At 61.2% G+C, this 24522-nt stretch carries 21 protein-coding genes; 11 read left to right on the forward strand and 10 right to left on the reverse strand.

Translation table 11 applies throughout. The features are described from left to right. The first annotated feature begins 10 nt into the window (after positions 1-10). The 8 genes from P8L30_15395 (at position 11) to P8L30_15430 (ending at position 9420) form a co-directional block, all read left to right on the forward strand. Positions 11-3043 (forward strand): molybdopterin-dependent oxidoreductase, encoded by a 3033-nt coding sequence (locus tag P8L30_15395; protein MDG2241590.1) that lies wholly within the window; start codon positions 11-13, stop codon positions 3041-3043. After that, positions 3043-4419 (forward strand): polysulfide reductase NrfD, encoded by a 1377-nt coding sequence (nrfD, locus tag P8L30_15400; GenBank protein MDG2241591.1) that lies wholly within the window; start codon positions 3043-3045, stop codon positions 4417-4419. The genes P8L30_15395 and nrfD overlap by 1 nt, the downstream gene beginning before the upstream one ends. Further along, the gene (locus P8L30_15405) at positions 4419-4934 is read left to right on the forward strand and encodes a DUF3341 domain-containing protein (protein ID MDG2241592.1); all 516 of its coding nucleotides are present in this window, start codon (positions 4419-4421) and stop codon (positions 4932-4934) included. The genes nrfD and P8L30_15405 overlap by 1 nt, the downstream gene beginning before the upstream one ends. Continuing rightward, a complete protein-coding gene (locus tag P8L30_15410; protein ID MDG2241593.1) occupies positions 4927-5577 on the forward strand; it encodes a cytochrome c in 651 nt (216 codons plus the stop codon). The genes P8L30_15405 and P8L30_15410 overlap by 8 nt, the downstream gene beginning before the upstream one ends. Then, complete coding sequence (locus P8L30_15415) at positions 5577-6887, forward strand: hypothetical protein (GenBank protein ID MDG2241594.1); 1311 nt, start codon at positions 5577-5579, stop codon at positions 6885-6887. Before P8L30_15410 ends, P8L30_15415 begins: the two co-directional genes overlap by 1 nt. A gap of 402 nt (positions 6888-7289) precedes the next feature. After that, entirely contained in the window at positions 7290-7649 is a 360-nt protein-coding gene (locus P8L30_15420) for a hypothetical protein (protein MDG2241595.1), read from the forward strand. Beyond that, positions 7646-7831: a hypothetical protein gene (locus P8L30_15425; protein MDG2241596.1), complete on the forward strand. Its 186-nt coding sequence runs from the start codon at positions 7646-7648 to the stop codon at positions 7829-7831. The genes P8L30_15420 and P8L30_15425 overlap by 4 nt, the downstream gene beginning before the upstream one ends. A 5-nt stretch (positions 7832-7836) precedes the next feature. After that, positions 7837-9420 carry a M81 family metallopeptidase gene (locus tag P8L30_15430; protein ID MDG2241597.1) on the forward strand — a complete coding sequence of 528 codons (1584 nt, stop codon included), beginning with the start codon at positions 7837-7839 and terminating at the stop codon, positions 9418-9420. An 11-nt stretch (positions 9421-9431) separates the two neighbouring features. Here the strand turns inward: P8L30_15430 and P8L30_15435 are convergent, their stop codons facing one another. The 5 genes from P8L30_15435 to P8L30_15455 all read right to left on the reverse strand — a co-directional run bounded on the left by P8L30_15435 (position 9432) and on the right by P8L30_15455 (position 17444). After that, a complete protein-coding gene (locus tag P8L30_15435; protein MDG2241598.1) occupies positions 9432-10706 on the reverse strand; it encodes a sulfatase-like hydrolase/transferase in 1275 nt (424 codons plus the stop codon). Positions 10707-10790: 84 nt separating this feature from the next. Then, positions 10791-12263, reverse strand: coding sequence for a M20/M25/M40 family metallo-hydrolase (locus tag P8L30_15440; GenBank protein MDG2241599.1), 1473 nt, complete (start codon positions 12261-12263; stop codon positions 10791-10793). Positions 12264-12339: 76 nt separating this feature from the next. Beyond that, positions 12340-12882: a hypothetical protein gene (locus tag P8L30_15445; protein ID MDG2241600.1), complete on the reverse strand. Its 543-nt coding sequence runs from the start codon at positions 12880-12882 to the stop codon at positions 12340-12342. A 121-nt stretch (positions 12883-13003) separates the two neighbouring features. Next, complete coding sequence (locus P8L30_15450; GenBank protein MDG2241601.1) at positions 13004-14314, reverse strand: DEAD/DEAH box helicase; 1311 nt, start codon at positions 14312-14314, stop codon at positions 13004-13006. A 334-nt stretch (positions 14315-14648) separates the two neighbouring features. Further along, positions 14649-17444, reverse strand: a complete 2796-nt coding sequence (locus P8L30_15455) for a prolyl oligopeptidase family serine peptidase (GenBank protein ID MDG2241602.1) — start codon at positions 17442-17444, stop codon at positions 14649-14651. A 99-nt stretch (positions 17445-17543) separates the two neighbouring features. On the opposite strand from P8L30_15455, the gene P8L30_15460 reads away from it, so the two are divergent. Continuing rightward, complete coding sequence (locus P8L30_15460; protein MDG2241603.1) at positions 17544-18149, forward strand: hypothetical protein; 606 nt, start codon at positions 17544-17546, stop codon at positions 18147-18149. A gap of 134 nt (positions 18150-18283) precedes the next feature. Here P8L30_15460 and P8L30_15465 read toward each other — a convergent pair whose 3' ends face one another. The 4 genes from P8L30_15465 to P8L30_15480 form a co-directional block, all read right to left on the reverse strand. Further along, complete coding sequence (locus P8L30_15465) at positions 18284-18649, reverse strand: hypothetical protein (protein MDG2241604.1); 366 nt, start codon at positions 18647-18649, stop codon at positions 18284-18286. Further along, positions 18646-18831 (reverse strand): hypothetical protein, encoded by a 186-nt coding sequence (locus P8L30_15470; GenBank protein ID MDG2241605.1) that lies wholly within the window; start codon positions 18829-18831, stop codon positions 18646-18648. Before P8L30_15470 ends, P8L30_15465 begins: the two co-directional genes overlap by 4 nt. 165 nt (positions 18832-18996) lie before the next feature. After that, the gene (locus P8L30_15475) at positions 18997-19833 is read right to left on the reverse strand and encodes a DUF4249 family protein (protein MDG2241606.1); all 837 of its coding nucleotides are present in this window, start codon (positions 19831-19833) and stop codon (positions 18997-18999) included. A gap of 11 nt (positions 19834-19844) precedes the next feature. Then, positions 19845-22301 (reverse strand): TonB-dependent receptor, encoded by a 2457-nt coding sequence (locus P8L30_15480; GenBank protein MDG2241607.1) that lies wholly within the window; start codon positions 22299-22301, stop codon positions 19845-19847. Between the two features lie 188 nt (positions 22302-22489). Between P8L30_15480 and P8L30_15485 the strand changes: the two genes are divergently transcribed. After that, positions 22490-22906, forward strand: coding sequence for a hypothetical protein (locus P8L30_15485; GenBank protein MDG2241608.1), 417 nt, complete (start codon positions 22490-22492; stop codon positions 22904-22906). Further along, positions 22827-23255 (forward strand): hypothetical protein, encoded by a 429-nt coding sequence (locus P8L30_15490; GenBank protein ID MDG2241609.1) that lies wholly within the window; start codon positions 22827-22829, stop codon positions 23253-23255. The genes P8L30_15485 and P8L30_15490 overlap by 80 nt, the downstream gene beginning before the upstream one ends. Here the strand turns inward: P8L30_15490 and P8L30_15495 are convergent. Beyond that, on the reverse strand, positions 23245-24516 hold the full coding sequence (locus P8L30_15495; GenBank protein ID MDG2241610.1) for a serine hydrolase: 1272 nt from the start codon (positions 24514-24516) through the stop codon (positions 23245-23247). The genes P8L30_15490 and P8L30_15495 overlap by 11 nt on opposite strands. Positions 24517-24522 lie beyond the last annotated feature (6 nt).

The following is a 24522-nucleotide window of genomic DNA, read 5'->3' on the forward strand; positions in this document are numbered from 1 at the left end:
GAAAACAACTATGACTGACGGCATCAAACGGCGGGATTTTCTCAAGGTGCTCGGTGTTTCGAGCGCTGGTGTTGCAGCTTCTGGTTGCTCCACGAGCGAAGTCGAGAAACTCCTTCCTTACGTAGTAGCTCCTGAAGAGATCACGCCGGGCGTCTCGACGTGGTACACCACCGTGTGTGGCAGCTGCTCCGCGCAGTGCGGCATGTGGGTGCGTACACGAGAGGGCAAGGCGGTAAAGGTCGAGGGCAACCCGAACCACCCGGTATCCGCCGGTGGTCTCTGCTCCCGCGGCCACGCTTCGCTCCAGCATCTTTATAACCCGGACCGCCTTGCTGGCCCGATGATCCGCGAAGGTGAAAACCTTCGTCAGGGCACGTGGGCCGAAGCCGAACAGCTCTTGGCGGCGAAGCTCCGCGCTGCGGGCAACGCCATGTACATCGGGGGCAACACCGGCCCCAGCATGAACCGCCTGATTGACGAGTTTGTGTCCGCCGTAGGTGGTACACGTGTCGAGTACGACGCGGTTTCCGACGCGGCGCTTCAGGAAGCTGCCCGCATGGCCTACGGCTCCAGCGCGCTTCCGCGCTACGACATCGAGAACGCTCGCCTGCTCGTGTCGTTCGGCAACGACTTCATTGAGTCCGGCTCGTCCCCGGTGGCCCATAACAAGGGCCTCTCAAAGATGAGTGCGGTGGACGATCATCAGTCCAAAGGACGCTTCGTCTATCTCGGAGCGCGACTGTCCACGACCGGCCTCAACGCCGACGAGTGGATCCCGATCGTTCCGGGCACGGAGGCAGCCGTCGCGCTTGGCATGGCTTCGGTCATTGTTGGGGATGCTTCTGATGCGGGTCCGTACGCGGACGTGCTTCGCTCCTACACGCCGACCACGGCTGCTTCAGTCGCTGGAGTCAGTGAGGACGCGATTCGTGAGTTGGCCGAGCGCTTCGTGGCTGATGGCCCAACGCTCGCCATGGGCCCAGGTGCTGGTGCCAACCATCGCGGCGCTACAGCAGCGCACATCGCGGTGATGATCCTGAACCACGTCGCGGGCAACGTGGGCCGCACGGTCCATTACGATGCTGGAGTGACGGCTGCGGCGAGTTCCTACGCGGACATGGAGTCTGCGGTGAGCACGATGGCTGCCGGCCAAGTCGGAGTGGCCATCGTACATGGAGCCAACCCGGCATACACGATGCCTTCCGCGTCTGGCTTCGCAGAGGCCTTTGCACAGGTCGGCTTCAAGGTCTCCTTCGCCTCGGCGATGGACGAAACGGCCGCGATGGCCGACCTGATCATGCCGGATCGCCACTTCATGGAGGCTTGGGGGGACTCGATGCCTCGCAATGGAGTCATGGCGATTCAGCAGCCGGTCATGCAGCCTGTGCCGCACTTCGACTCCAAGCAGACTGGGGATGTGCTGCTCGCAGTCGCGAACCAGCTGGGCAACGGCCTGGGCTCTGCGACGTTCTTCGAATACCTCCGGTCTGGTCACATGGAGATGCACGACGCCTCCATGGGCGACTTCGAGACCCTGTGGGCTGACGCGCTCCGCACGGGTGCGGTCGAGCACGATATGGCGATGGGCATGGCGACGGGTAGCGACATGGCCCTGCAAGCGCCGGACGCCGCGTTGAGCTTCGATCCCCCGCCGATGGACAGCGGTGGTGACTTGATGTTGATGGTGCATCCGTCGCCGCGGTTCGGTGCGGGTGAGTTCTCGAACAGCCCGTGGATGCAGGAACTCCCTGATCCGGTCTCCAAGATCACGTGGCACTCCTGGCTCGAAATGAACCCACACACCGCGGAACAGCGCGGCATTCGTGAGGGTGACATCGTCTCGGTCGCTTCGGGCAACGGTTCGGTGGACGTGCCGGTATGGCTCTACCCGGGCATCCGGGAGGACGCCGTCGCACTCGCGATGGGTGGCGGTCATACCGATATGGGCCGCTGGGCCACCGGAAACGGCGTCAACGTGATGGACCTCCTGCCCTCCGAGTCGGAGCAGGTGTCCGGAGCTCAGGTGACACTCGTCACCTCGGTGACCGTGACTCCGACGGGCGAACGTCGCCGGATCGCAACGATTGAAGGGTCGAGCGATCAGCATGATCGCCCGATCGCGCCGGCGGTTGCACTCGCCGACCTCGGGCACGCCGAAGAGGGCGACCATGAGGATGACGGGCACGGACCGCTCATGGAGCTGCAAGGTGTTGGTGGATTTGTGCCGGTCGACGCAAACGGCGGTACGCCTGAGGCGTTCCCGCTGGCCGGTACGGATCACGGTGAATACGCGGATGCTCACGAGAAGCCGCGTTGGTCCATGGCCATCGATCTCGACAAGTGCACAGGCTGCTCCGCTTGCGTGACGGCCTGTCATGCTGAGAACAACGTGCCGTGGGTCGGTGAGGATCAGGTCCTCATGGGTCGCGATATGAACTGGGTGCGCATCGAGCGCTATTACGAGCATGTCGATGCGACGCAGGCGGGCGAACTCGACGTTCGTTTCCTGCCCATGATCTGTCAGCACTGCGGTAACGCGCCGTGTGAGCCGGTTTGTCCGGTGTTCGCGACCTACCACACGCCGGAAGGTGTGAACGCGCAGGTCTACAACCGCTGCGTGGGTACGCGCTACTGCGCCAACAACTGTCCGTACAAGGTCCGCGTCTACAACTGGTATCGGTACACGGACGAGAACGTCCCTGAGCCGATGAACTGGCAGTGGAACCCAGATGTGACCGTTCGTACGAACGGGATCATGGAAAAGTGCAGCATGTGCATTCAGCGGATCCGGGAAACCGAGAACCGCGCTGCTCTGGAGGACGGCAGGCCGATCAACGACGGCGAGATCGTCACGGCGTGTCAGCAGAGCTGCCCGGCTGAAGCCATCGTCTTCGGCAATATCCGCGACCCGAACTCCCGCGTCTCGCAGGTTGTCTCTAGCGAGCGCACGTATCGCGTCCTCGACGAACTCATCAACACACAGCCGGCTGTGAACTACCTGAAGAAGGTGACGTTCCACGAGATCACGGGAGGGCACGAATAATGTCTACCGTGGCTAAAGACCGGACCGCTCGCGGCGCGCTGACTCACCCCGACATCACTCGGCTGGACGACGTCAATCGCGATGTCTTGAAGCCTCTCACCGGACCGCCCGGTAAGGCTTGGTGGATGATGCTCGCGCTCTGCGGTGCAGGCATCGGGATGTTCTTCGGTGCTTGGGGTTGGCAGATGTACCGTGGCATCGGCGTCAGTGGCCTCAACGCACCGGTCGGTTGGGGCGTATACATCACGACCTTCGTGTTCTGGGTCGGTATCGCTCACTCCGGCACGCTGATTTCGGCCATTCTGTTTCTCTTCCGAGCGCCGTGGCGACAATCGATCTACCGAGCGGCCGAGGCGATGACCGTCTTTGCCGTGATGACGGCGGGACTCTTCCCGCTGATCCACGTGGGTCGCCTGTGGCATGCGTACTGGCTCATTCCGTATCCGAACTCCCGCTTCCTGTGGCCGAACTTCAAGTCACCATTGGTGTGGGATGTTTTTGCAGTCACGACGTACTTCACTGTGTCCGCGGTCTTCTTCTACCTCGGTACGATTCCCGATGTCGCCGCTGCGCGTGATCGGGCGGGCGGCCTGCGGAAGAAGCTTTACCAGGTGATTTCGCTCGGCTGGCAGGGCACGGACCGTCAATGGCACCACTTCGGGAAGGCGTACATCTTCCTGGCCGCGCTCGCGACTCCGCTTGTGCTCTCGGTGCACTCCGTCGTTTCCTGGGACTTCGCGATGTCGATCGTGCCCGGTTGGCATGCGACGATCTTCGCGCCCTACTTCGTGGCTGGTGCGATCTTCTCCGGCGTCGGGATGGTGATCACACTCACCGTGCCCATGCGGAAGTTCTTCGGTCTCGAAGCCTATCTCACCACGAAGCACTACGACGCGATGGCCAAGCTCTGCTTGCTCACGTCGATGATCGTGCTCTACGCCTACATGTCCGAGTTCTTCATGGCCTGGTACTCGGGTGAGGAAATCGAACGCACAGCGTTCTGGAACCGTCTCTTCGGAGACTACTGGTGGGCGACCTGGATCATGCTGGTCTGCAACGGCATGGTTCCGATCATGCTGTGGTTCAAGCGGGTCCGGCATTCGATTCCCGCGCTCTTCGTCATCTCCATCTTCATCAACATCGGGATGTGGTTCGAGCGTTTCGTGATCGTCGTGACTTCGCTGCACCACGAGTATGAGCCGTTTGCCTGGGGTATGTACCGTCCCTCGGTGATCGAAATGATGATTATGGTCGGAAGCTTCGCTTGGTTCGGCTTCTGGTTCCTGTTGTTCACGAGGCTCCTGCCGCCCATTGCGATTCAGGAGCTCAAAGAGGTCCTTCCGCCGCCCATGCGTAAGCAGAAGGAGGCTCACTGATGAGTACCGGACTCCTAGCCTCATACGAGTACTTGGACTCCACGGTCGATGCGATCGAGGGGCTTAAAAAGGCTGGCTTCAAGGTGAAGGCGTATGCGCCTTATCCTGAGCACCACATCGAAGATGCCCTGGGTTACGGCCAGAGCCCCGTTCGAGTGTGGACGTTGGTAGGTGGCCTTACGGGTGCCGCGACCGGACTAGCATTCACGACATGGACCTCGGTGGATTGGCCGTTGATCGTGGGCGGCAAGCCGATCGTCTCCATACCGGCTTTTGTCCCGATCATCTTCGAGATGACGGTGCTCTTCGGAGCACTCTCGACCGTGATCGGCCTCTTTATTCTTAGCCGCTTGCCGGATGTAAAGCCGGCGGTGGTCTACGACCCCGAGTTCACCGCGGGACGGTACGGCGTGTACGTCGAAGCCGGTTCTGACAGAGTGGACGAAGCAAGGAAGATCATGAACGCTCAGGAGCCGATCGAGCTCCGTGAGGGCGAGGGGGAAGACGATGCTTAGATCTTCTGCCTGGCGGCCGATGGTCGCAGCGCTCGCACTGATGATGCTCGCTGGCTGTAAGCCGTTGGATGATGGCTTGGTCATGATCTTCGGACGGTCGATGCGCGATTCGCGCTCTTTCGATCCGTACGAACATCCGATGGCTCCGGCTGAGGGTTCGATCTCGTTCGCTTCGGGGAATTATCCGGCGCGTCCGGGCGAGGTGAACATCGGACAGCCGGAAGGTGTGGCTGTGCCGAAGATCACTCAGCTGGACTTGGGTGTTCCAGGTGTGGGACAGCCGATCGTTGCGGGTCTGGTGAACCCCATGGATCCGAATGACGCGACGTCGCAGGCGCGGGGCGAAGAGCTCTACATGCGCTACTGCGTCGTCTGTCACGGCCCAGACGGCGTCGGTGCCAACGCGTACATCGCGGACAAGCACCCGGTGTTGCCGGCCTACAACGTTTCCGGCGCGCAGGTGGCGTCGTACAGCGACCAGTACATCTACGCGATGATCCGTGTCGGACGCGGGCTCATGCCCGAGTACGGCTCGCGGATCTCCGAGTGGGACAGGTGGAGTGTCGTGAACTACGTGAGGCAGCTCCAGAGAGAAGAAGGAAATGCCCCGGTGGGTAATACTCCGCCTGGAGGGGACGAGTAATGGCACACATTCACATCCCTTCGGAGGTACCGGTTCGGTACCTGCCGCGTTCGAAGAACGCCTCCATGATGGCTGGGGTGCTCTTCCTTGTCGGTCTGGTGTCCTTTGTGATTCGCCTCAGTCAGGATCCTGACCAGGCGTGGATCAGCTACGTCAGTAACTGGTTGTTCTTCACGAGCATCGCGATCGGCGGAGTACTCTTCGGGGTGGCGACTTGGATCGTGAAGTCCAAGTGGAACTGGTCGATGCGGCGCGTAAGTCAGTCGTTCGTGGCTTTCCTGCCGTTTTCGTTCCTGCTCGCACTACCGATGCTCCTCATGCTTCGGGAGAACTACTTCCCGTGGATCGACATGATGGGGGTAGACCCGGTCGTGTCGCAGAAGGAAGCGTACCTGAACATCCCCTTCCTGGTGACGCGAAACTTGTTCGGTATGCTGGCTCTCTTCGGCATGGCGACATACTTCGTCTACCTGGCGATTCGCCCAGACATGGGCCGGACTGAAGGCGCGGACGAGGACGATCCGGGTCGTGCGAGCTGGCGTGTACGCCTAACGCAGGGCTGGATGGGGCAAGAGGAAGAAGAGGTCAGCAGTTACAAGCGCATGACGACGATCGCTCCAGCGTTTGTTCTGATCTACGCGATCGTGATGAGCATCTTCTCATACGACTGGGCCATGTCGCTCGAGCCGCACTGGTTCAGCACGATGTTTGGTCCGTGGTTCTTCATGGGCGCATTCTGGGGCGGCATCGCTTGTACCGCACTTTGGAGCCTGTACCTACGTAACCAGCACACCGACTTCAAGAACCACATTGGCCTGCAGCAGCGCCATGACATCGGGAAGCTGGCCTTCGCGTTCACGGTCTTCTGGGCCTACCTGTTCTTCTCGCAGTACATCGTGATTTGGTACGGTAAGCTGCCGTGGGAGCAGGCTTGGATCATCACACGGTCCGATCCAGCAAGCTGGGGTCCGTACTGGCTGATGATCGTGTCGCTTTGCTTCTTCATTCCGTTCGTGGGTCTGATTGGGCGTAAGCCGAAGATGAAGCCGAAGCTTCTTGCCACGTTCACGGGGATCATTGTCGTTGGTCTCTGGACGGAGCGGTACGGCATGGTGGCTCCGTCGCTGTGGCATGAGGGTGATCCGATCTTCACGATCTGGCATCCGCTGATCGGGTGCATGTTCTTGGGTCTGTATCTTGGTTCCGTGCGGTGGTTCTTGAGCACGTTCCCGGCGATACAGATTTGGCAGCCGATGCAGGATCCGGAGACGGTCGAGGCTGAGTTGCCGCTGGAGGCCGCTGGGTACTAGCAGGGTATTGGTGCTTCGCTGATTGTTTTAGAGGCCCTTTCCGCTTTGGCGGTGAGGGCCTCTTGGTTTTATAGAGGGACGCGCGTGACATGACGCCGTGCCCCTCGCACGGTTGTGTTTGGGCGCGCGACTCTCTATGCCGTTGGCCTCATCATTTAGGTTCTAGGACGTCGCCGTTCCGTCTAGGCGGATCCGACGCGATCGCCTGGAGATGACGCCGCTTAACGCCGCGCTCCGGCTCGGGCCTCTGGCGGCGCTGGCGCGCTTCCCCGGGCCGGCACTACCGTGGACAACCAACGGCCTGGCCCCTCGGGACACTACGGTGAGAGCTGTCACTCTCACCGTCGCGTCGGGAACGCCTTGGCTCGTTATTGAACCCGAGACAAATACGTGGAGAGCCCCTTGGATCTACCGGCCACGGAAGACAGCAGAGCTGAAGAGATTGTCCGGCTTCAGGGCGAGATCGACGCCGCGCATTCCGCTCTCTCTTCGATGGGTATCAGTCGTTTCGGACTGGGGGCCTATGTAGCAGGTGCACTGACCCTCGGGAGCCTCATCGGCGTTCCGGAATCTGAGGGCGAGTTCTGGCTATTCGGGCTCCTGGTGTTTGGAAGCGCGCTGTTACTTTTGATCCTCATGCTTACGTATCGTCAATCTCGCAGTGATCGACGGGCTCTTGCTGCTCAGTTGGAAGAACTACTCCGGGTGGGTCGATCGTTAGGTGGTGCCGAGGAGGAAGAGACGCCCGTGACATTGAAATGAACGACGTGACTCGGGAACACTCGACGCGACGCCGACTCCGGAGCGGCGTGCTTGAGGTGGTGGTGATTGAGTTCGGCATCCTGCTCTTGTTCTCAGTGGTCGTCGCTGAGCTCAGCCGCATGCTCACCTCCGCGTCGGAAGCGGCCCTGGCTCGGTTCCACCCTAGATCTCTAAGCCGATGAGACACATGAAAACGATATTGACGGCGCTAGCCGTGTTGCTCTTCTCCGGCTGCGGCGATCGGACCCAGAGTCCGCGCGACAGTGGTGAGGTGGATGGCCCTCTTCGTATTGCCATCGCTGGCATCGCGATCGAATCGTCGACCTTTTCTCCGGCCCAGACCACGATCGATGGATTCCGGGTGACTCGGGGAGACGAGATCTTCGGGGCGTACCCCTTCCTCTCTGAAGATTCGCCCGCTCGGGATCGGGTGGTCTGGCTGCCGACGCTACGCGGACGAGCCATTGCCGGCGGCATTGTGACCCGGGAAGCCTATGAGGCCATGACAGAAGAGACGCTTAAGCGCCTCGAAGCCGCGATGCCTCTGGACGGACTCTTCTTCGACATCCACGGAGCCATGAGCGTCGTAGGCCTGGACGATCCGGAGGGGGACCTTATCGCCCGTATTCGGGAGGTGATCGGAACGGACGTGCTCGTTTCCACCTCCATGGATCTACACGGCAATGTCTCGGAGCGGCTGGCTCAGGAGAGTGACCTGATCACCAGTTATCGGATGGCGCCCCACGAAGACGCCATAGAGTCCAAGCAGCGAGCGACCGACAATCTCATTGATCGACTGAAACGCGGGTTGGGCAAGCCGGCCTTCAAGGCCTGGATTCCCGTACCCATTCTTCTGCCAGGCGAGAAGACGAGTACGCGGATCGAGCCGGCCCAAAGCCTATACGCCGAAGTCGGACCCATGACGCAGCGTGACGGCGTGACCGATGCGGCGATCTGGATCGGGTACGCCTGGGCGGACGAGCCGCGTAACCATGCGGTGGTCATGGCCTACGGGGATAACCAAGCCGCGGTAGCACAGGCCGCTGAAGAACTGGCGGAACACTTCTGGCGGGTTCGGCATGACTTCGACTTCGTGGCCCCAACCACCACCTTGGACACGGCGCTTGCTGCGGCCCTGGCCAGCGCGGCCAAGCCCTTCATCATCAGCGACATGGGGGACAATCCGACGGCGGGTGGAGCGGGTGATGTTACGTGGACGCTGGCTCAGTTGCTTGAACGATTGGAGTTCGAGAACCCGGATGGCCCGTCGCTGATCTATGCCTCGATTCCCGGCCCAGCACTCGTTGAGGAAGCCATTGGAGTTGGAATCGGGGGCCAGGTCGACGCAGTAGCAGGAGCGATGGTGGATGACCGCTATTCGCCGCCTGTGCGTCTACGGGGCGTTGTCGAAGCCATCGAGCACGGGGACGGGGCCGCGGAGACGGAGGTGGTTGTGCGGGTGGGGAGCATACGAGTCATCGTCACGAAGAACCGGAAGCCATACCACTACGAATCGGACTTCACGAACCTCGGTCTTGATCCGAGGGCTGCCGACATCGTCGTGGTGAAGATCGGATATCTCGTGCCGGAGTTATACGATATGCGCGGTGATTGGCTGATGGCCCTCACGCCCGGCGGGGTGGACCAGGACCTCCAGCGGCTTCCGTATCAACGGATCCAGCGACCCATGTTTCCATTGGACCCTGACATGGACGATCCCGACTTGAGCGCCAGGATGATCCCCATGGCCGGAGCTTCAGGCGGACGCTAGGGAGCGCCGCTTCATCCACCTCGAATGCTGTCGGCCTGCGCCTTGAGGCTCACCCTCACAGCCGTCTGATCGGATTTGAGGGTGCCCCGTAGCAAGTCGTTCGTTTCATATGGATCCGATAGCAGGTCGTACATCTCTTCGTCGCCATCGGCGTTCTCGATCAGCTTGTACCGTTGTTCGCGCAGCGTCCACACGTCCCGCGATCCGTCGTCGATCTCGCTGTACTGGACGTCGCGGTGTGTGCCGGCGGTCGTCAGGAGCGGTAGAAAGCTGCGGCTGTCGTGCACCTCGGTGACGTTCACCCCTGCCAGAGCCGCGATCGTTGCGTACAGGTCAGTGCCGTTGATGAGACTGTCGTCGAGACCTGTTCGCCCGACCCGATTGCCGGACACGAACATCGGCGTGTTGATGCCGCCCTGGTATAGGGAACCCTTCGATGTCGCGTTGCCATACGGGGCTTGAGCCACGCGAGGGGGCGTGCCGTTGTCGCCCAAGAAGATGATGGTCGTGTTGGACCGCTCATCGGGTGACATGCTGCCAAGAAGGCGGCCGATCTGAAAGTCCATTGCTTCGATGGCGGCCATGTAGTGCCGCGACGCGTCCATGCCGTTCGAGTACTCGGGTAGCGCGCCTTGGCTGTGCATGCCGGATGGCGCCTCATGGAAGGGGGCGTGCGGCGCGTTGTAGGCAAGCCACATGAACCACGAATCGTCCTGCTGCTCGATCCACTCGATGGCTCGATCCGTGAGGACTTCGGTGACGTACCCGGTATTGGTGGACGTCACGCCGTCCTCAGTGAACTGCCAGTTGTAGTAGTCGGCTACGCCGGCGCCTAGGATTCCGGCGAAGTGGTCTATGCCGAGTGACTCAGGGTTGAAGCCGGATGTGCCGGACAGGTGCCACTTCCCGATCACCGCGGTCGCGATCGCGTGATTCGTCTGGTTGCTGATGTAGTCCTGAAGGACCTCCTCGGAAGCCGGCAGAGTGCGCCCAGACCACGTCACCCCAGTCCGGAAACCGTATTTGCCGGTGATGATCGAGGCGCGAGTCGGTGCGCAGGAGGGATTCACCCACAGATTCGTGAACGTCAGTCCACGGTTCGCGATGTCGTCGAGGTTCGGCGTAGTCGCTTTGGCGAACCCTTCAGGAAACCCGTTCGTCGCGTCCTTGCCCATGTCATCTGCGATCACGAACAGGATGTTCTCCCCGACGGCCATCGGCGGAATCACGTCCACCGGGCCGGGCATATCTTCCGTGTGGCATCCCATGGCGATCGCGATAGCCATGGGTATCAGCGAATGTCTGGAAAGCATGGAATGTCCTAAGGCGAGGTGTGCTTACTCGTTAGGAGTCCATGTCGGGCGGGTTCGTTAGTCCCCTATGGGCCGCACCCTCGGAATTCGTTCGTCTAGCTGGGCGGCCTGCCAGGCGAAGTGGGCGAGGAAGATCGCCTGCTGCTTGAGTTCGTCCTCTGACATGCGTTCTGGCCAGTCCGCGTTTGTATGGCGGGTGCGCTCGTCGTAGCCGTCGAAGTCTTTGATAGCATTGAATGCGGCCAGGCCCATTTGATCGAATGGGACGTGGTCTGTGCTCCCGATGCCCTCGACGACATTCCTCGTGATGCCGAGGTCGCTCAGTGGCTCTAGCCACGCGTCAAAGATCCTCTTGGCGGCCGTGTTCTCCTGCATGTACCAGCCCAGCGACCGGCCTGACCCTGGGTCGTCGTTGAGGTAGACGGACAGATTATCCTGGGACGCCTCGTCGGCGAGGTGTTCTTCGATATAAGCGCGGGCTCCGAGCAGGCCCTGTTCTTCACCGGACCAGAGGGCGAAGCGGATGGTGCGCCGCGGCTGAGCGTCGAGTGCGGCGAGAAGGCGGGCGGCCTCGATCACCGCGAGGGCTCCGTCACCATTGTCCGTTGCGCCGGAAGCGGTGTGCCAAGAGTCCAGATGTGCGCCGACCAGAACCACTTGGTCTCGGAGTGCGGGATCGGTGCCGGGGATGTCGGCGATCACGTTGAAGGTCCGGGATTCGGTGTCGAACGCGGTGCGCAGTTCGACTCGGAGTTCGACGGGAAGCCCTCGCTGACTCAGTCGCACGATCATGTTGTACTGCTCAGCGGAGAGCACCATGGCGGGCGGGGCGTCCTCTGGTGTGTTCCGATTGCCAAGCACACCCACGGTGCCGTCACGATAGTGGCTGGGCCGGATAATGACTCCAGCCCCCAACTCACTGAGGAGCGCATTCATCTCCCGAGTCGGCGTGGTCGAACGGACCTGGATCCGGGGCGGATTACCGGTGCGGACCCCGTCGGCTTCCATGCCTGGCTGAGGGCGGTCTAGGTCTCTGAACTCCTCCTGCGGTTGGTGCGTGAGGACGACAGCTCCGCGCAGGGCGGAGGCCATTGCTCGGATCTGGTCCGCCGTCTTGTCACCGACGTAGACGACGTTGCCTTCGACGACTCCAGCGGTAGAGGCGGTCCAGGCGTCTGCGAAGGCGTTCAGCGGCATGTACCTGGGGGCTGTCATCTCAACGGACAGTTTCTTGAGCGTCCAGCCTCGCCCGAACTCGAACGGCTCGAGCCTGGCGTCGGTCAGTCCCCACTCGGCGAATCGATCGCGGGCCCAATTCGCAGCCTGGTCGTATGCGGGTGAGCCCGTCAGCCGTGCCCCGATTTCATCTGTCAGGGTGTGATATAGATAGAGAGCCTGTGAGCGATCTGACCCCTCTTCAATAATGCGAGCCGTCATCTCTCGATCGACCGCGACCTGAGCATGAGCGAGTGGCGGGGCGGCCAGTATGGAGAACACTGCGCCGATCATGAGGTGGCGGATACGCATCATCGACCTAACCAGGGAATGGGAGAGTTGAACAAAGTCGTGAATTCCTGCAGGGTGCGGTGCATCGTCCATGGGTCACTTAGCGGCCCGGGATCATGAGGTGTGCCCCGCCCGTGCCGGCCTGCATCAGGTAGATGCCCCCGAAGTCGCGGGTGACAGGGAATCCCGTGGATTCGGCGGTCGCACCGGGCACCGCAACGGTCACGTGAATTCCGGCGCTGGCGTGGTCCGGACCTTGCGCCGCGTACCAGACTGAGCCGTACTCGACGGACGCTCGTGTGCCATCGGCCTCAGCCGCAGTAATGAGCGCGCGTTCCTCGGCACCATCCGCAGTTTGGGCACGGAAGCGGCGGTTTTGTGCAACGCGTTCGAGGTTCGTGATGTGTGTGCACTGGACCGCGAAGGGCCTGCGGTCACGCTCATCTGAACGATCGTAACAGACCAGGTGGTTCGAGCCCTCTCTGAGGGTCTCGTAGCTATGGTCCGCGTTCCACTTGATGACGGTCGCGGCGTCCTGTGCCCGGCTGGGAGCGGGGGTCAGAGCGATTTCGATCTCGCTCTGTGCGTGCACGCCCGACGAAAGAGTGAGAATCCCGACCATCGCGATGATGAGGGTCTTCATGAGTGCCTCCCGGCTACCAGTTCAGGGGTGCTCCCCGTCAGCGAGCCGACGACTCGCTACATGAGGAAGATCCACAATATGTGGCAGCCCTGTCCGGTCAAGCCGGGCGCTGACCTCGGACCTACTTGTCGCGTCGCTTTCCGTACCGCCGTCTACGGGGCCTAGAACTCTTCTCTTCTTCCGTCTTCTTGGCTTCGGGCTTCTTCTTGCCGTTCTTGGCGGCAGCTCTCTCGCGGTCCTCCCGACGCTTCTTCTGGATCGCGGCGATGCGCTGCCCGCGAGGCACTTCGAGCGGTGCCTCAGCGGTCGCTTGGTAGGCGAAGCCTTCAAGCTGTGAGCGTGGAATCGTTGTTCCCACGGCGCGCTCGATGCGCTTCATATCGCCCTCTTCTTCTGGGGACACCAAGCTGAACGCGTCTCCGACCCTTTCCGCGCGAGCAGTGCGTCCCACTCGGTGGATGTAGTCCTCGGGAACCTTGGGTATGTCGAAGTTCACGACATGTCCTAGCGATTCCACATCGATCCCGCGCGCGGCGATGTCCGTCGCAACGAGTACTCGGAAGTCCCCGGCCTTGAAGCCGGCGAGGGCTCGCGTTCGCTGGGCTTGAGAACGATTTCCGTGAATCCGCTCGGCAGTGATACCGTTGCGGCTCAGGAGTTTGGTGACACGGTCGGCCCGGTGCTTCGTGCGAGTGAAGACCAGGGCGTCGTCCATATCACCTCGCTTGAGGAGCTCGACGAGCAAGCTTCCCTTGAGCGAGGCGGGCACGGGGTACAGCGTCTGAGCTATGCCTTTCGCAGGCGCGGCTTTGCGCTGGAGCGCGATCTTGACTGGGTTCTTCAGGATCTCCCTGGTCAGCTTTTCGATCTGCGGCGGCATGGTCGCGCTGAAGAAGAAGGTCTGCTTCACGGTCGGGATGTGCTTCAGGACACGCCGGATGTCCGGCAGGAAGCCCATATCGAGCATGCGATCTGCTTCATCGAGGACCAAGTACTCCAAGCCGGCCAGCTTGGCGTAGGGATACTGGAAGTGATCGAGGAGCCTGCCGGGCGTGGCGACGATGATGTCGGCGCCTTGTCGGAAGGCTCTCTCTTGGGGCCCCATGCCGACTCCGCCGTATACGGGCTCGGCTTTCAGCTTGGTGTGCCGCGCCAGGTCCTTAACGTCATCGACGATCTGGAGGGCCAATTCCCGCGTCGGAGCCAGGACGAGCGCGCCCGTCGTGCCTCTCGGTCGGTCCATCAGCTTGTGGAGAATGGGGAGCACGAAGGCGGCGGTCTTACCGCTGCCGGTCGCTGCGCAGGCGAGAAGGTCACGTCCCTCAAGCGCGGGTGGGATCGCCTCTGCCTGAATGGGGGTGGGGTGTGTGAAGCCGAGATCGTCGACACCGCGAAGAAGCCTAGGGTCGAGCGCTAGGGCAGAAAATGCCAAAATGATTTGTCCGGTTTTTTAAAGCACAGCAGGCCGGCCGGTACATCCGGCGCGATAAGCTGGCGTATTATTCAGCAATTGGAGTCGGCTCACTCGAAGAGGAGCCGTGGGGGGGTGAGAACCCCGCAGCCGGGAACGTAGCGGAAGTGGAGGTGAGCTGAAGGGGCAGGACGGCTAGCACGTAGGGCTTTCGGGGGACCACGGCACAATCATCAAAAGACATGAGACTACACGGCCGGTTGGTCTTGGGCGGTATGTTCGCGGGGACGGGCTTATGGACCAAGCTTCGCGCCGCCCTCGGAGGTAACCGCGGGGCGAAGAAGGAGGACTAGCTCTAGCGACCGCCTTCGTTCCGGCCCTTCTGCTCTAACCAGGACGCCTGCGAGCTAATCCACTCAGCTGGCTCGTCTCCCTTCAGATGGTGTCCGAAGAAGTCCAGAATCCGCTGCTGGTAGTCCGCCTGATTTTCCTCTCCTCGTAGGCCGTGTCCCTCTCCGTAGTAGACCAGCATGGTCAGCTCCTTCTCGGCCCGGCGAGCGATGTTGTAGAGTTCTGTGCTCTGGCCCCAGTGCACGTTCTGGTCGTTGTCACCGACCTCGAGAAGCATCGGTGTGCTCAGTGACTCGATGTTGAAGACTGCTGAATTCCTGATGAAGGCTTCCTGATCCACGTAGTAGGGCACCTCCATACGCTCTTGTCCGGTCTCGAAATGGCCGGATTCGGGAATGCTCGCGGACCAGAAGATCGACCCGTACATCGTGATCAGGTTGCTGATACCGGCGCCGGAAATCGATGCTGCGAAGATGTCGGTGTACGTCGGGACGAATTGAGCCTGGTAGCCGCCCCACGAGTGTCCGATCAACCCTACACGGTCCGCGTCGATCATGCCCGTCTCGACTGCTGCGGCCACAGCGCGCTCCAGCGTCTTGGCTGAAGAAACGCCTGGGTCGCGCGCGTCGAAGAGGATGTCCGGCTGAAGTACGAAGTAACCCTCTGCGCTCCACACTGACGGGTTGTAGTAGTTGCGATGCGTAGGCGCCGAATACTGCTTCGCTGACTGTGACCGGAACTCGTAGATGTACGTGATCATCGGGTACGTCTTCGACGGGTCGTAATCGGCTGGGTAGAAGAGTGCCCCCTGGAGTTGGGTTCCGTTGTGATTCGTGTACTGAATCAGCTCGGTGTGGCCCCACGCGTAGTCGTCTTGGAATGGATTCGTATTGGTGACTTGGCGCGTGTCGTCGAATGCGTCACCCACGAAGTAGTCAGGCGAGTCGTCAAAGTCTTGAGCGACATATGCGAAGACGTCTGCTTCGGACGCCTTGGTGAACCGGCCGACGTTGTCGTCTTCGTACACGAGCTGGTCGACGCCACCACTCTGGACCCGACCAATTCCGTGGTGGAGCGTCCACTTGCCCCGGAGTGACACGTAGAGATCGTCCGTGTCGTAGGCGTCGGCCTCCGAGTCGAGGCGCACCACACGGTGTGCGATCTCGTCGCCGCTTCCGTCTGTCAGCCTGCGTGGAGCACCGTCTATCGGGAGCTCCCAGACGTCGAATTCGTCGTAGATGAGTAGGGACTCGTCATCCGTCGTCCATCCGGCGACCCCGAAAGACGGTACTTCGGGGACGGGATGGTCGCTGGCTGTATTGGCGAAAGACACGCCGGCAGCTGCGGACAGTTCCAGGGTCCGATCCGTGTCTCGGTCGAAGGCGAAGAACTGACCGCCCTTGTAGAAATGCACGTATCGTCCCGTGCTACTCACGCCGTACGGGAAGCCCACACCCTCAGCCGCGACGGTGCGCTCGCCCGACGCAGGGTCGATCACGATCAGGTCTGAACTCGGCCGGCCGAACATGGCCTCGAATTCGTATGCGTCGCCGTTCGTGCCGAGCAGCACCGCTCCCCCGGCCATGACGCGCGGATTGTCCACGGTGTCGTCGGTTAGGCCCAGGACCCGGTCGTCGTCCAAGTGCCACACGAAGATCTCGTTTTGCCGTTCGTCGTTTCGTTCGTCGCGCTTCTGCGTAGGCAGCGTAAGCACGTCGGTCGACCGCCAGATCTCCATCTGCGCCGGATCGAGGTCGAGGCCCTCTGGGTTGTCGCCGTCATCATCATCGGCTTCTTCGCCGTCGCTGTCCTCCTCGTGATCTCCCTCTTCATCCTCATCGGATTCCGCAGCCTCCCACTCCTTCACGCCGAAGAAGATCGAAGACCCGTCGTCGGCCCAGGTCAGCGACCGATAGTCTACGATCCGCTGATCGGTGCCGATCGCGGATTCCGTGGTCGGATCCAAGGTCTGTGCGTTCGCGGACCCAGCGAGTCCGCGCCATGCGAGTAGCACGTGGCTCGATTCTTCGCGCTCGTCGTCCTCGAACGCACGCAGGACCGCCAAGTCCGAAGATTCGTCCCGCCAGGTGAGTTGGGCGTACTCCTTACCGCTGGAGTCGAGGCTGCGGACGCGCCCGGAGGCCGCATCATACAGTTGTACTCCGTTTCCGACGCCATCTTCACCATGGACTGCGAAGGCGAAGAGGGCTCCCTCGTCCTGCCAAGCCCAGGACGCGACGTTTCCGAAGCTCACGCGCTGTTGGTTGGCGATCTCCTCGAGGATGACGTTGCTTGTGCCGTCATCGGGGTAGCGGGCTATGGCGATGTGAGAACCGCCCCCACCCCACGCGAATCGCTGAACCTCGGAGATCACCCGTTGCTCGCCAGTGACGAGACTCAGAAGTCCGAGGTCGTCACGCACCGCCTCATCACTCTCCTCAAGGGCTTCACGATCCTCCTGTGATTTGCCGATCGCATAGGCCACCCAGCGTCCGTCTTTGGAGAAGCTCGTCCGGGTCCCGTACGCGACTACGATGACGGAGTCCGTTCCTGTGTTGTGGAGGCGAAGTTCAGTTTCACCGTTCGTCCGCGAGATGGGCGCCGCGAGCCATTCACCGTTCGGGGAAAGCGAGCCGAAGCCTAGGGATTCCCACTTCTGATAGTCGTCGGGCTGGACTGGGTTTTGGGCCTGCGCGGGAGCTACGGCGCCAAGGGTCACCAGGAGAGCCAGCAGTGTGTGGAAAGCGGGTGTCTTCATCATCGTCGTCAGAACGTGGATCGTGTGGTACTGCAATCTCATGATCGCGTCAGATGTGGGGTGGCGCTACTGGTACAACCGCTTGCCGCCGAGCCCACTGCGGCTAATCTCTTCGGTCGATTCCCTCGCCCGAGAAACGCCGTGAAGAAGACCCTCCTTGCAGCACTCGCTGTTGTCGCCTTTGTCGCGTGCGCGGATGCGCCTGAGCCCGAGGGCGCTGACGCGGCTGCAGATGACCCCCAGCTGATGTTCTGGGCGTCGCTCGAGTCCATTTGTGGACAGGCTTTTGAGGGACAAGTCGTCGAGAGTGTCCCAGCCGACGAGACAATGGATTCTGAGCGTATGGTGATGCACGTTCGTTCGTGCGGGCCCGGGGAGATTCGAATCCCGTTTTACGTCGGTGAAGATCGGTCGCGCACTTGGGTTCTTACGACGACGCGTGCCGGCATACGTCTCAAGCATGACCATCGGCATGAGGACGGCTCGGAGGATGAGGTGACCCAGTACGGTGGTGACACCAATGGGATTGGGTCCGCGACGTCCCAGGACTTCCATGCCGACGCGTTCACAGCGGAGCTCGTATCCACGGCGGCGAACAACATTTGGACGGTTGAAGTCGAGGCCGGCGGGACGTTCGCCTATGCGCTGCGCCGGACCGGATCGGATCGGGCGTTTCGTGTGGAATTCGACCTAACGAAGCCGATTGAGACGCCACTGGCACCGTGGGGTGCAGAGGCGAAAAATTGATTCGGCCCGACGGGTGATAGGCCTCGATCCGAAGAAGGCACTCGTCTCCGAATAGCGACTCCCGAAGACTCCCCTCTTCGCAGGCCTGCCATCGGATATGCGGCGGCCCTGCGAAGGGAGGGTGGTGGGTCGAACTAGCGCGTGCCGCCGGACTCCCGATTGTCGACCAGTCGTATCTCTGGAGTGCCACCCGGCCCGGCGCTGAAGGAATGCACGATCATCAGGCGATCCTCGGCTAGGAGCTCGAACGTATCCGTCACTTTTCCGCCGCCGTCGATCTCGCGCTCCATCTTCGGTTTCGTGTCGTCCCAGCCGAGCTTCGCCTCGTATTCAACGGGTCCATCTTCGACTGCTATGTCGTCACCCGTCATTGGGAGTTGGAGGCCACGGCCGCGCCGGTCTGGAGTGTAGGTGAATACCGAATCGGTAATCATGAGGGTCAATCGTGCGGGGCGTTCCGCGCCCATCCGCCGGGTCGCCTGCATGCCTTCGGGGCTCATTGAGCTTCCGCCTCCGCGACCGCGACCGCGACCGCCTCCGGCTCCACCGCCACCTCTGCCGCCGCCACCACCTCGACCACCTCGTCCAGCCGCTCTGCCGAAATCACCGCCACCACCACCCGCGATGGTGCCTGGTTCCTGCTGGCCGCGGCGCCCCTGATTTGCCCTGGGGGCTGGATCACTCGAGTCGACGTCGAGCACCTATGTCCCGCTGTACTGAGCGTAGAGGGCCTGGGTCTCGGGACCTTGGATCCCAGGGCCACCGGATGCGCAGGCGACTGAGAGTCCCCCGGCGAGAAGGGATCCCATCAGTCGGAGACTTCTAGCAAGTCCATTCATGGCGGTGCCTATTGGGAGCTGTCGTACACGCGAAAGAAGGTGCTGTCTGCGCTGAATGCTGAGAAGATTCCAAGCGCTCCGCGGATGTTCGTCGGAGGTTCATTTAGGTCGCGGGAATCTTGGTTTCGGCCCTGATAGAGATCGGCGTATTCGTCGTTGACCCGATACAGCTTCAGACGATGCGTCCCGCTGTGGGTCAACGTAATCACCCGAACGTTCGAGCTGTCTGCGGCAGTGGGTTGCTGGATGAGACGAGGAGCGAACCGTGAGAAGATCGGGTTCGTTGGGAGGTTGACCGGATTCTCCTCGATGTTGTCGATGACGACGAAGTGCAACTGGCTTCCCGGGTTGTCCCAGCGTGCGATTAGCCCGCCCCCTAATCCGCCTTGGCCAGGTCGGCCTTGCCCTGGTGTTCCGAAGGTCGGAGCATCGATGGAGTCCGAAGACAGGTGAAGGCCGACGGGTGGATGAGGGACCGATGTTTCTGCCGTCGCGGTTCGGTCACCCACCGTGGCCTCCAACTGAAACACCTCACCGATTCCTATGTCGAGGCCAGTGCCGGGATAGTGGTAGTGGCCTGGCTGCCCTTCGGTCTCGATCAGCTCGAAGCGTACCGAGCTTCGAATCAGCGTGACCGTCGCGCCGGAGATAGGCTCAGCTGAAGCCGTCGAGTCCGCGTCTACTGCCAAGACTCCTGAGACCGTGACGCCCGCCACCGGCTCGCCGGAAAAGAGGAAGGCTTGGACCACGAAGATGTCCGTGTCCCCAGGCACGAAGATCGTGTCTCCAGTACATGCCCCCGTGAAGGCGAGCATGGCCATCAGATATCTGAGTCTCTTCGTCATTGTGCGCATCTTTAGCGTATTCCAATGCGGAGGCCGATGCTCGGCGTGAACCCAAGCGTCGTCACGTCTGTCACCAACATCGGCAGTTCTGAGAGGTCGAACTGCCGATACCAAATGTTGTTGCGGCCGTAGGCGTTGAAGAGCGAGAAATTGAGCTCGTAGAACATCGTTGCGGTCTCAAAACGACGCGTCGCTGACACGTCCAGACGATGGTATTCAGGCAATCGTTCACCATTTTTCTCGCCCACGTGGATGTAGCTCAGCGAGCGCCCGTCCAGGAGTTTGATGGGGTACTGAGCCTCAGGTACGGTATACGGTTTACCCGATCCGTAGACCCAAGTACTCGCTAGGGTCCACGGTCCCGCCTGGTACGACGCCACGGTCTTAACCTCGTGTCTTTGATCGTGGCTCGCGGGGAAGGGGATGCCCTGGTTGAAGTTCGCCAGTTCGTAGTTCACCTCCGCCAGCGTGTAGCTGACCCAGCCCGTGAGCCGTCCCGTTTTCTTCTGGAGAAGGAACTCGATACCCTGGGCCTCACCGGTGCCTTGGAAGAAAAGATCCGTCAGGGATTGCCCCGGCTGCTGACGTGCGCGGGTCGAGAATTGAGACACCCCTTCGAGGTCTTTCTGGTACGCCTCGACATCGAAGAGATAGTCGTCAGACTCCCAGCTGATTCCGAGGATTCTGTGCTCCGCGAACGATGGGTCGATCTGATTGCCAGCCATCACCCAGAAGTCGCGACTGCCTTCGAGCACATCCTCGTTTTCTACGCGCTTCACGAATTGGTTGTAACGGCCCCAAGCACCCTTCAGGCGGACTCCGTCCATGACGGTGAGTTGCGCCGAAGCGCGTGGCTCCCAGTAGACCTGATCGGTGCGGTCGTAGTCCGAGGCCCGCATGCCGACTGTGACGTCGATTCGGTCCGAAGGCAGCCATCGGTGCTGGGCGTAGGCAGAAGTGAGCGTGCCGGCGCCGCCTAGGTCGAGCGCCCCACGGATGGAATCGCCCTGGACCTGTTGGAAGCTGTACGCGACGTCCGTCGCCGTACTCTGAAATCCGAAAGTCACGTCCGACGCCTGTGCGGGTCTCCAGCTGTTGTCGAGACGGACTGTGAAGTCCTTCACGTCGTTGTCTTCTCGGAAGCCCCGTGTGAATTGAGTAGCCGCAACATCTAGGGCGGCCTCGCTGAAATACTCTGAGTAGGCGACCAGGGCATCACTGGTGAAGCGAGAACTCCAAGCACGTGACCAGCGTCCGCTCACACCTTGGTTTCCCCAGTTCGATTGATCAACGCGGTCTGGGGTTTGGCGAGTCTGGCCATTCGGAGCCGTAATCTGCTGTCCGACGGCTGACTCATTGAGATCGTCTTTTCCGGCGTAGAGTGAGATCGCAAGCACGTCGGATTGAGTCGGCGTGTAGGTGAGCTTCGAGTTGAGGTCGTAGAAGTAGAAGCTGGGTTGGATCGAGGTCTGTTGGATGTTGCCGAATCCGCCTCGGCCGCCCCGCCCACCCTGACCGGGTCCGGGAGTCGGAGCCTCCTCTTCCGCACCCTGAAGTGTGTTGAAGATCCCGTTGTACAGACCCGTCTGGACGAGGTCCGTGTATGATCGGCGGGCCGAGATGAGCCAGGACCCTTTGCCACCCAAGGGGATCTCAGCCACGGCTCGTGCGCTAAGTAGATTCATGCCGCCGGACATGTTGAAGCTCTCATTGTCGCCGGATTTCCCGACCATCTCGACCACGCTCGATGTACGGCCGCCGTACTGGGCGGGAAAGCCCCCTTTGAAGAGCCGTACGTCTTTGATCGCGTCTGCGTTGAAAGCGCTGAACACGCCGAAGAAATGGTCGACGTGATAGACCGTCATGCCGTCCAATAGTACGAGGTTCTCATCTGGCGTTCCCCCGCGAATGAACAGCCCCGAAGTGGCGTCGTTCGTGCCCCCAACGCCCGGCAACAGTTGCAGGGCCCGAAACACATCTGTCTCGCCCAGCGATGGCAGGGCACTCAACTTCCGCGGGGAGATCGTGATGGTGCTGACCTCCCGTGCGGCCTGGACGATGTCGGTATTCGTCTCCACCGTGACGCCCTCGAGTTCGATGGCATCCGGAGCCATGAGTACACTCAGCAGACTCGCACTCCCGCCGCCGATCTCGAGCTCGAAAGTCGAGTAGCCGAGGTACTCGACCCTCAGGATGTGCGGTCCCTCAGTGACGTTCACCAAAGTGAAGCGCCCGAACTCGTCGGTGAGTGATCGATACGACTCGCCGACTAGGGAGACCACCGCGTTCGGTAGGGCCTCGTTGTTGAGGGAGTCGCGTACCGTGCCCGTCAGGTCCACGGGCGACTGAGCGCTCAAAGGCGCCATGTGTCCGAATACAACAAACAAGGCAGACAGGACTCCGAGCCACCACTTGAGGCTGGGTGTCCGCCCCTGTGGAGGCGTTGCACTAGAACAGCGCTGCTCCATCGATTTCTCCGATTGTCATCACTAGCAGTGAGCGCACCCCACCCAGTGCCTCGCCGACCCTATCCTCCGGGTCGCCGACACCGTTGCCGCTGACTGGAGATGTATGACGCCGTTGTTGCGTGGATCCACACACGTCTCATGTTTTTGCTAGATGCGTTTGGCCGGAGTTCGTTAAAGGGTGCCCGACCGTGTCCCCGGGATCTGCCTTCCTTCAGCAGGTATCGACGCCCACGTGGATGATGGGGAGTATGATGTGGAGCGCGCTCGCGCTGACGTTGATGTTCCCCCTGGGCGCCGCCGCTCAGAGCCCTGAGGACCGTGCCGGTGCAGAACGTGCCGTGCTCGACTATTGGGAAGACTTCTACGAAGGCTCGACCGAAAAGCTCTGTCGTGGAGTACGTCCGGACGTGCTTAAGTTCGGCTTCTCTATGCGGGACGGAGAGTACCACCGGAGCCCGATGTCCTTCGGCGAGATGCTCCAGTGCGCGACGAGCGTGAAGAAGTCCGGCCGATTCCCAGGTGCGGATGCGCCGAAGCGTGCGGAACTACTCGACGTTCTCGATCAGACCGCTTGGCTCGCTCCTCACCATCTTCGGGATTGCTGAACTCTTCTTGGCTGCCGTGGGTCTCTACGGTGTCATGTCGTTTTCGGTGAACCAACGACGCCAAGAGATGGGTGTGCGCATGGCTCTGATCCGTGGTGCCAAGCAGCTCAGCATCGGGATGGTGCTCGGTATTGGGCTAGGATGCTTACTCGCGGGTCCCCTGAGCGTTGTCACGTTCGGCGTAGAGACCACTGATGTGACTGCGTACGCCATGATCGTTCTGACGCTGGGTGCGGCAGGCATGCTCGCCACGATCATTCCAGCGATCTCGGCTACCCGCACAAATCCTGTGGAGGCGATGCGGCCCGATCTTTTTGCAGCTTCGGCCGAACCCTCACCTAACGCGTGAGCGCCTCCACCACGGCACGCTGCAGCGTGCCCACATCTGGGTACTCCCCGCCAGCATCCACTCCGCCGTTCTGGCGATTGGTAAGCAGTACGATCGCCAAGTCCTGACTTGGCACACCCATGACGAACGTTCCGGTGAAGCCGGTGTGCCCAAAGCTTCCTTCCAGAGCATAGGGCGGGTTCTGCCATCCGAGTGCCTGGTCGTTCCCAGTGGTGGCGAGGAACCGATCGATGACGTCATCGGAGATGAATGCCCCGTCGCCGTGTCGACCGTCATCCAACAACAGTTCGAGAAGCACGCTCAGGTCGGACGCCGTGGAGAAGAGGCCCGCATGGCCAGCCACACCACCAAAGGCATGGTGCGCATTCCCGTCGTTCACCTCACCTGTGAGTGAATACTCCCTCCAGTCGTCCCAGGCGGTCGGGTCTCCCTCGATCTGATATCCGAAGTCGGCTTCATAGACCATACGCCGCTCGAACGGATTCCCGTGTGAGGTGGTTGCATAGGGCCCGCGGGTCGGGAGATAGCCCGTAGTTCTCAATCCGAGAGGCGTGTATACCTCGTCCGCCACGAAGTCGTTGAGCGGCTTGCCCGATACATGCTCGACGATCCTGCCCAGAAGTATGAAGCCGAAGTCCGAGTAGTGGCGTTCAGCCCCCGGGGTCCAAGCGAGCGGTAGCTCGCGAATGTAGGCGTACGCTTCATCTGCGTTGTCAGCGTGGTAGTACGTCGGCTTCCACTGCTCTAAGCCTGATCGGTGGGTGAGTAGGTGGGTGATCGTGATGGCTTCCTTACCGCCCCCAGCGAAGTCGGTGAGGTACCGACTCACGGGTGCCTCGAGGTCTATGTCCCCCCGATCTGTGAGCACCATCATCGCCATCGTCGTCGCCATCACCTTTGTAACGGATGCCAGATCGAATACGGTCGCGACCGTCATTGGCACCGGCGTAGGCAGCCCGGAAAGGCCGGCACCAGGCGCCGCGGCATCAAATGATGGCGGGTACTGACCCACTCCGAAGTCGAAGCGTTCCGCGAATCCGTAAGATTGCTCCCACTCGACCTCTCCTCCACGGGTGACCCGTAACACGGCACCGGTCACCCGTCCCGCATCAACCCAGTCCGCGACCGCGGAGTCCGCCGAAAACAGACCTGAGGCCGCGCCGACTGAGGAAGGTGACGTCCCTTCCCGTGGAACTTCGGAGGTGCACCCAAAGCCCAGGGCTACGAGGAACAATGGGGAGAGCCGAGAGAATGTTGTCATACGAGA

Source organism: Longimicrobiales bacterium, assembly GCA_029245345.1.
GTDB lineage: Bacteria > Gemmatimonadota > Gemmatimonadetes > Longimicrobiales > Gaopeijiaceae > CALFPJ01.

Excerpts from the sequence above, each read along its gene's own strand:
- P8L30_15465 (MDG2241604.1), bottom strand. The coding sequence starts at position 18,649 with ATGAGCCCCGAAGGCATGCAGGCGACCCGGCGGATGGGCGCGGAACGC.
- P8L30_15455 (MDG2241602.1), bottom strand. The coding sequence starts at position 17,444 with ATGAGATTGCAGTACCACACGATCCACGTTCTGACGACGATGATGAAG.
- P8L30_15430 (MDG2241597.1), top strand. The coding sequence starts at position 7,837 with ATGAAAACGATATTGACGGCGCTAGCCGTGTTGCTCTTCTCCGGCTGC.
- P8L30_15440 (MDG2241599.1), bottom strand. The coding sequence starts at position 12,263 with ATGATGCGTATCCGCCACCTCATGATCGGCGCAGTGTTCTCCATACTG.
- P8L30_15435 (MDG2241598.1), bottom strand. The coding sequence starts at position 10,706 with ATGGCTATCGCGATCGCCATGGGATGCCACACGGAAGATATGCCCGGC.
- P8L30_15395 (MDG2241590.1), top strand. The coding sequence starts at position 11 with ATGACTGACGGCATCAAACGGCGGGATTTTCTCAAGGTGCTCGGTGTT.
- P8L30_15425 (MDG2241596.1), top strand. The coding sequence starts at position 7,646 with ATGAACGACGTGACTCGGGAACACTCGACGCGACGCCGACTCCGGAGC.
- P8L30_15415 (MDG2241594.1), top strand. The coding sequence starts at position 5,577 with ATGGCACACATTCACATCCCTTCGGAGGTACCGGTTCGGTACCTGCCG.
- P8L30_15475 (MDG2241606.1), bottom strand. The coding sequence starts at position 19,833 with ATGACGAAGAGACTCAGATATCTGATGGCCATGCTCGCCTTCACGGGG.
- nrfD (MDG2241591.1), top strand. The coding sequence starts at position 3,043 with ATGTCTACCGTGGCTAAAGACCGGACCGCTCGCGGCGCGCTGACTCAC.
- P8L30_15410 (MDG2241593.1), top strand. The coding sequence starts at position 4,927 with ATGCTTAGATCTTCTGCCTGGCGGCCGATGGTCGCAGCGCTCGCACTG.
- P8L30_15490 (MDG2241609.1), top strand. The coding sequence starts at position 22,827 with ATGCGCCGAAGCGTGCGGAACTACTCGACGTTCTCGATCAGACCGCTT.
- P8L30_15480 (MDG2241607.1), bottom strand. The coding sequence starts at position 22,301 with ATGGAGCAGCGCTGTTCTAGTGCAACGCCTCCACAGGGGCGGACACCC.
- P8L30_15445 (MDG2241600.1), bottom strand. The coding sequence starts at position 12,882 with ATGAAGACCCTCATCATCGCGATGGTCGGGATTCTCACTCTTTCGTCG.
- P8L30_15495 (MDG2241610.1), bottom strand. The coding sequence starts at position 24,516 with ATGACAACATTCTCTCGGCTCTCCCCATTGTTCCTCGTAGCCCTGGGC.
- P8L30_15405 (MDG2241592.1), top strand. The coding sequence starts at position 4,419 with ATGAGTACCGGACTCCTAGCCTCATACGAGTACTTGGACTCCACGGTC.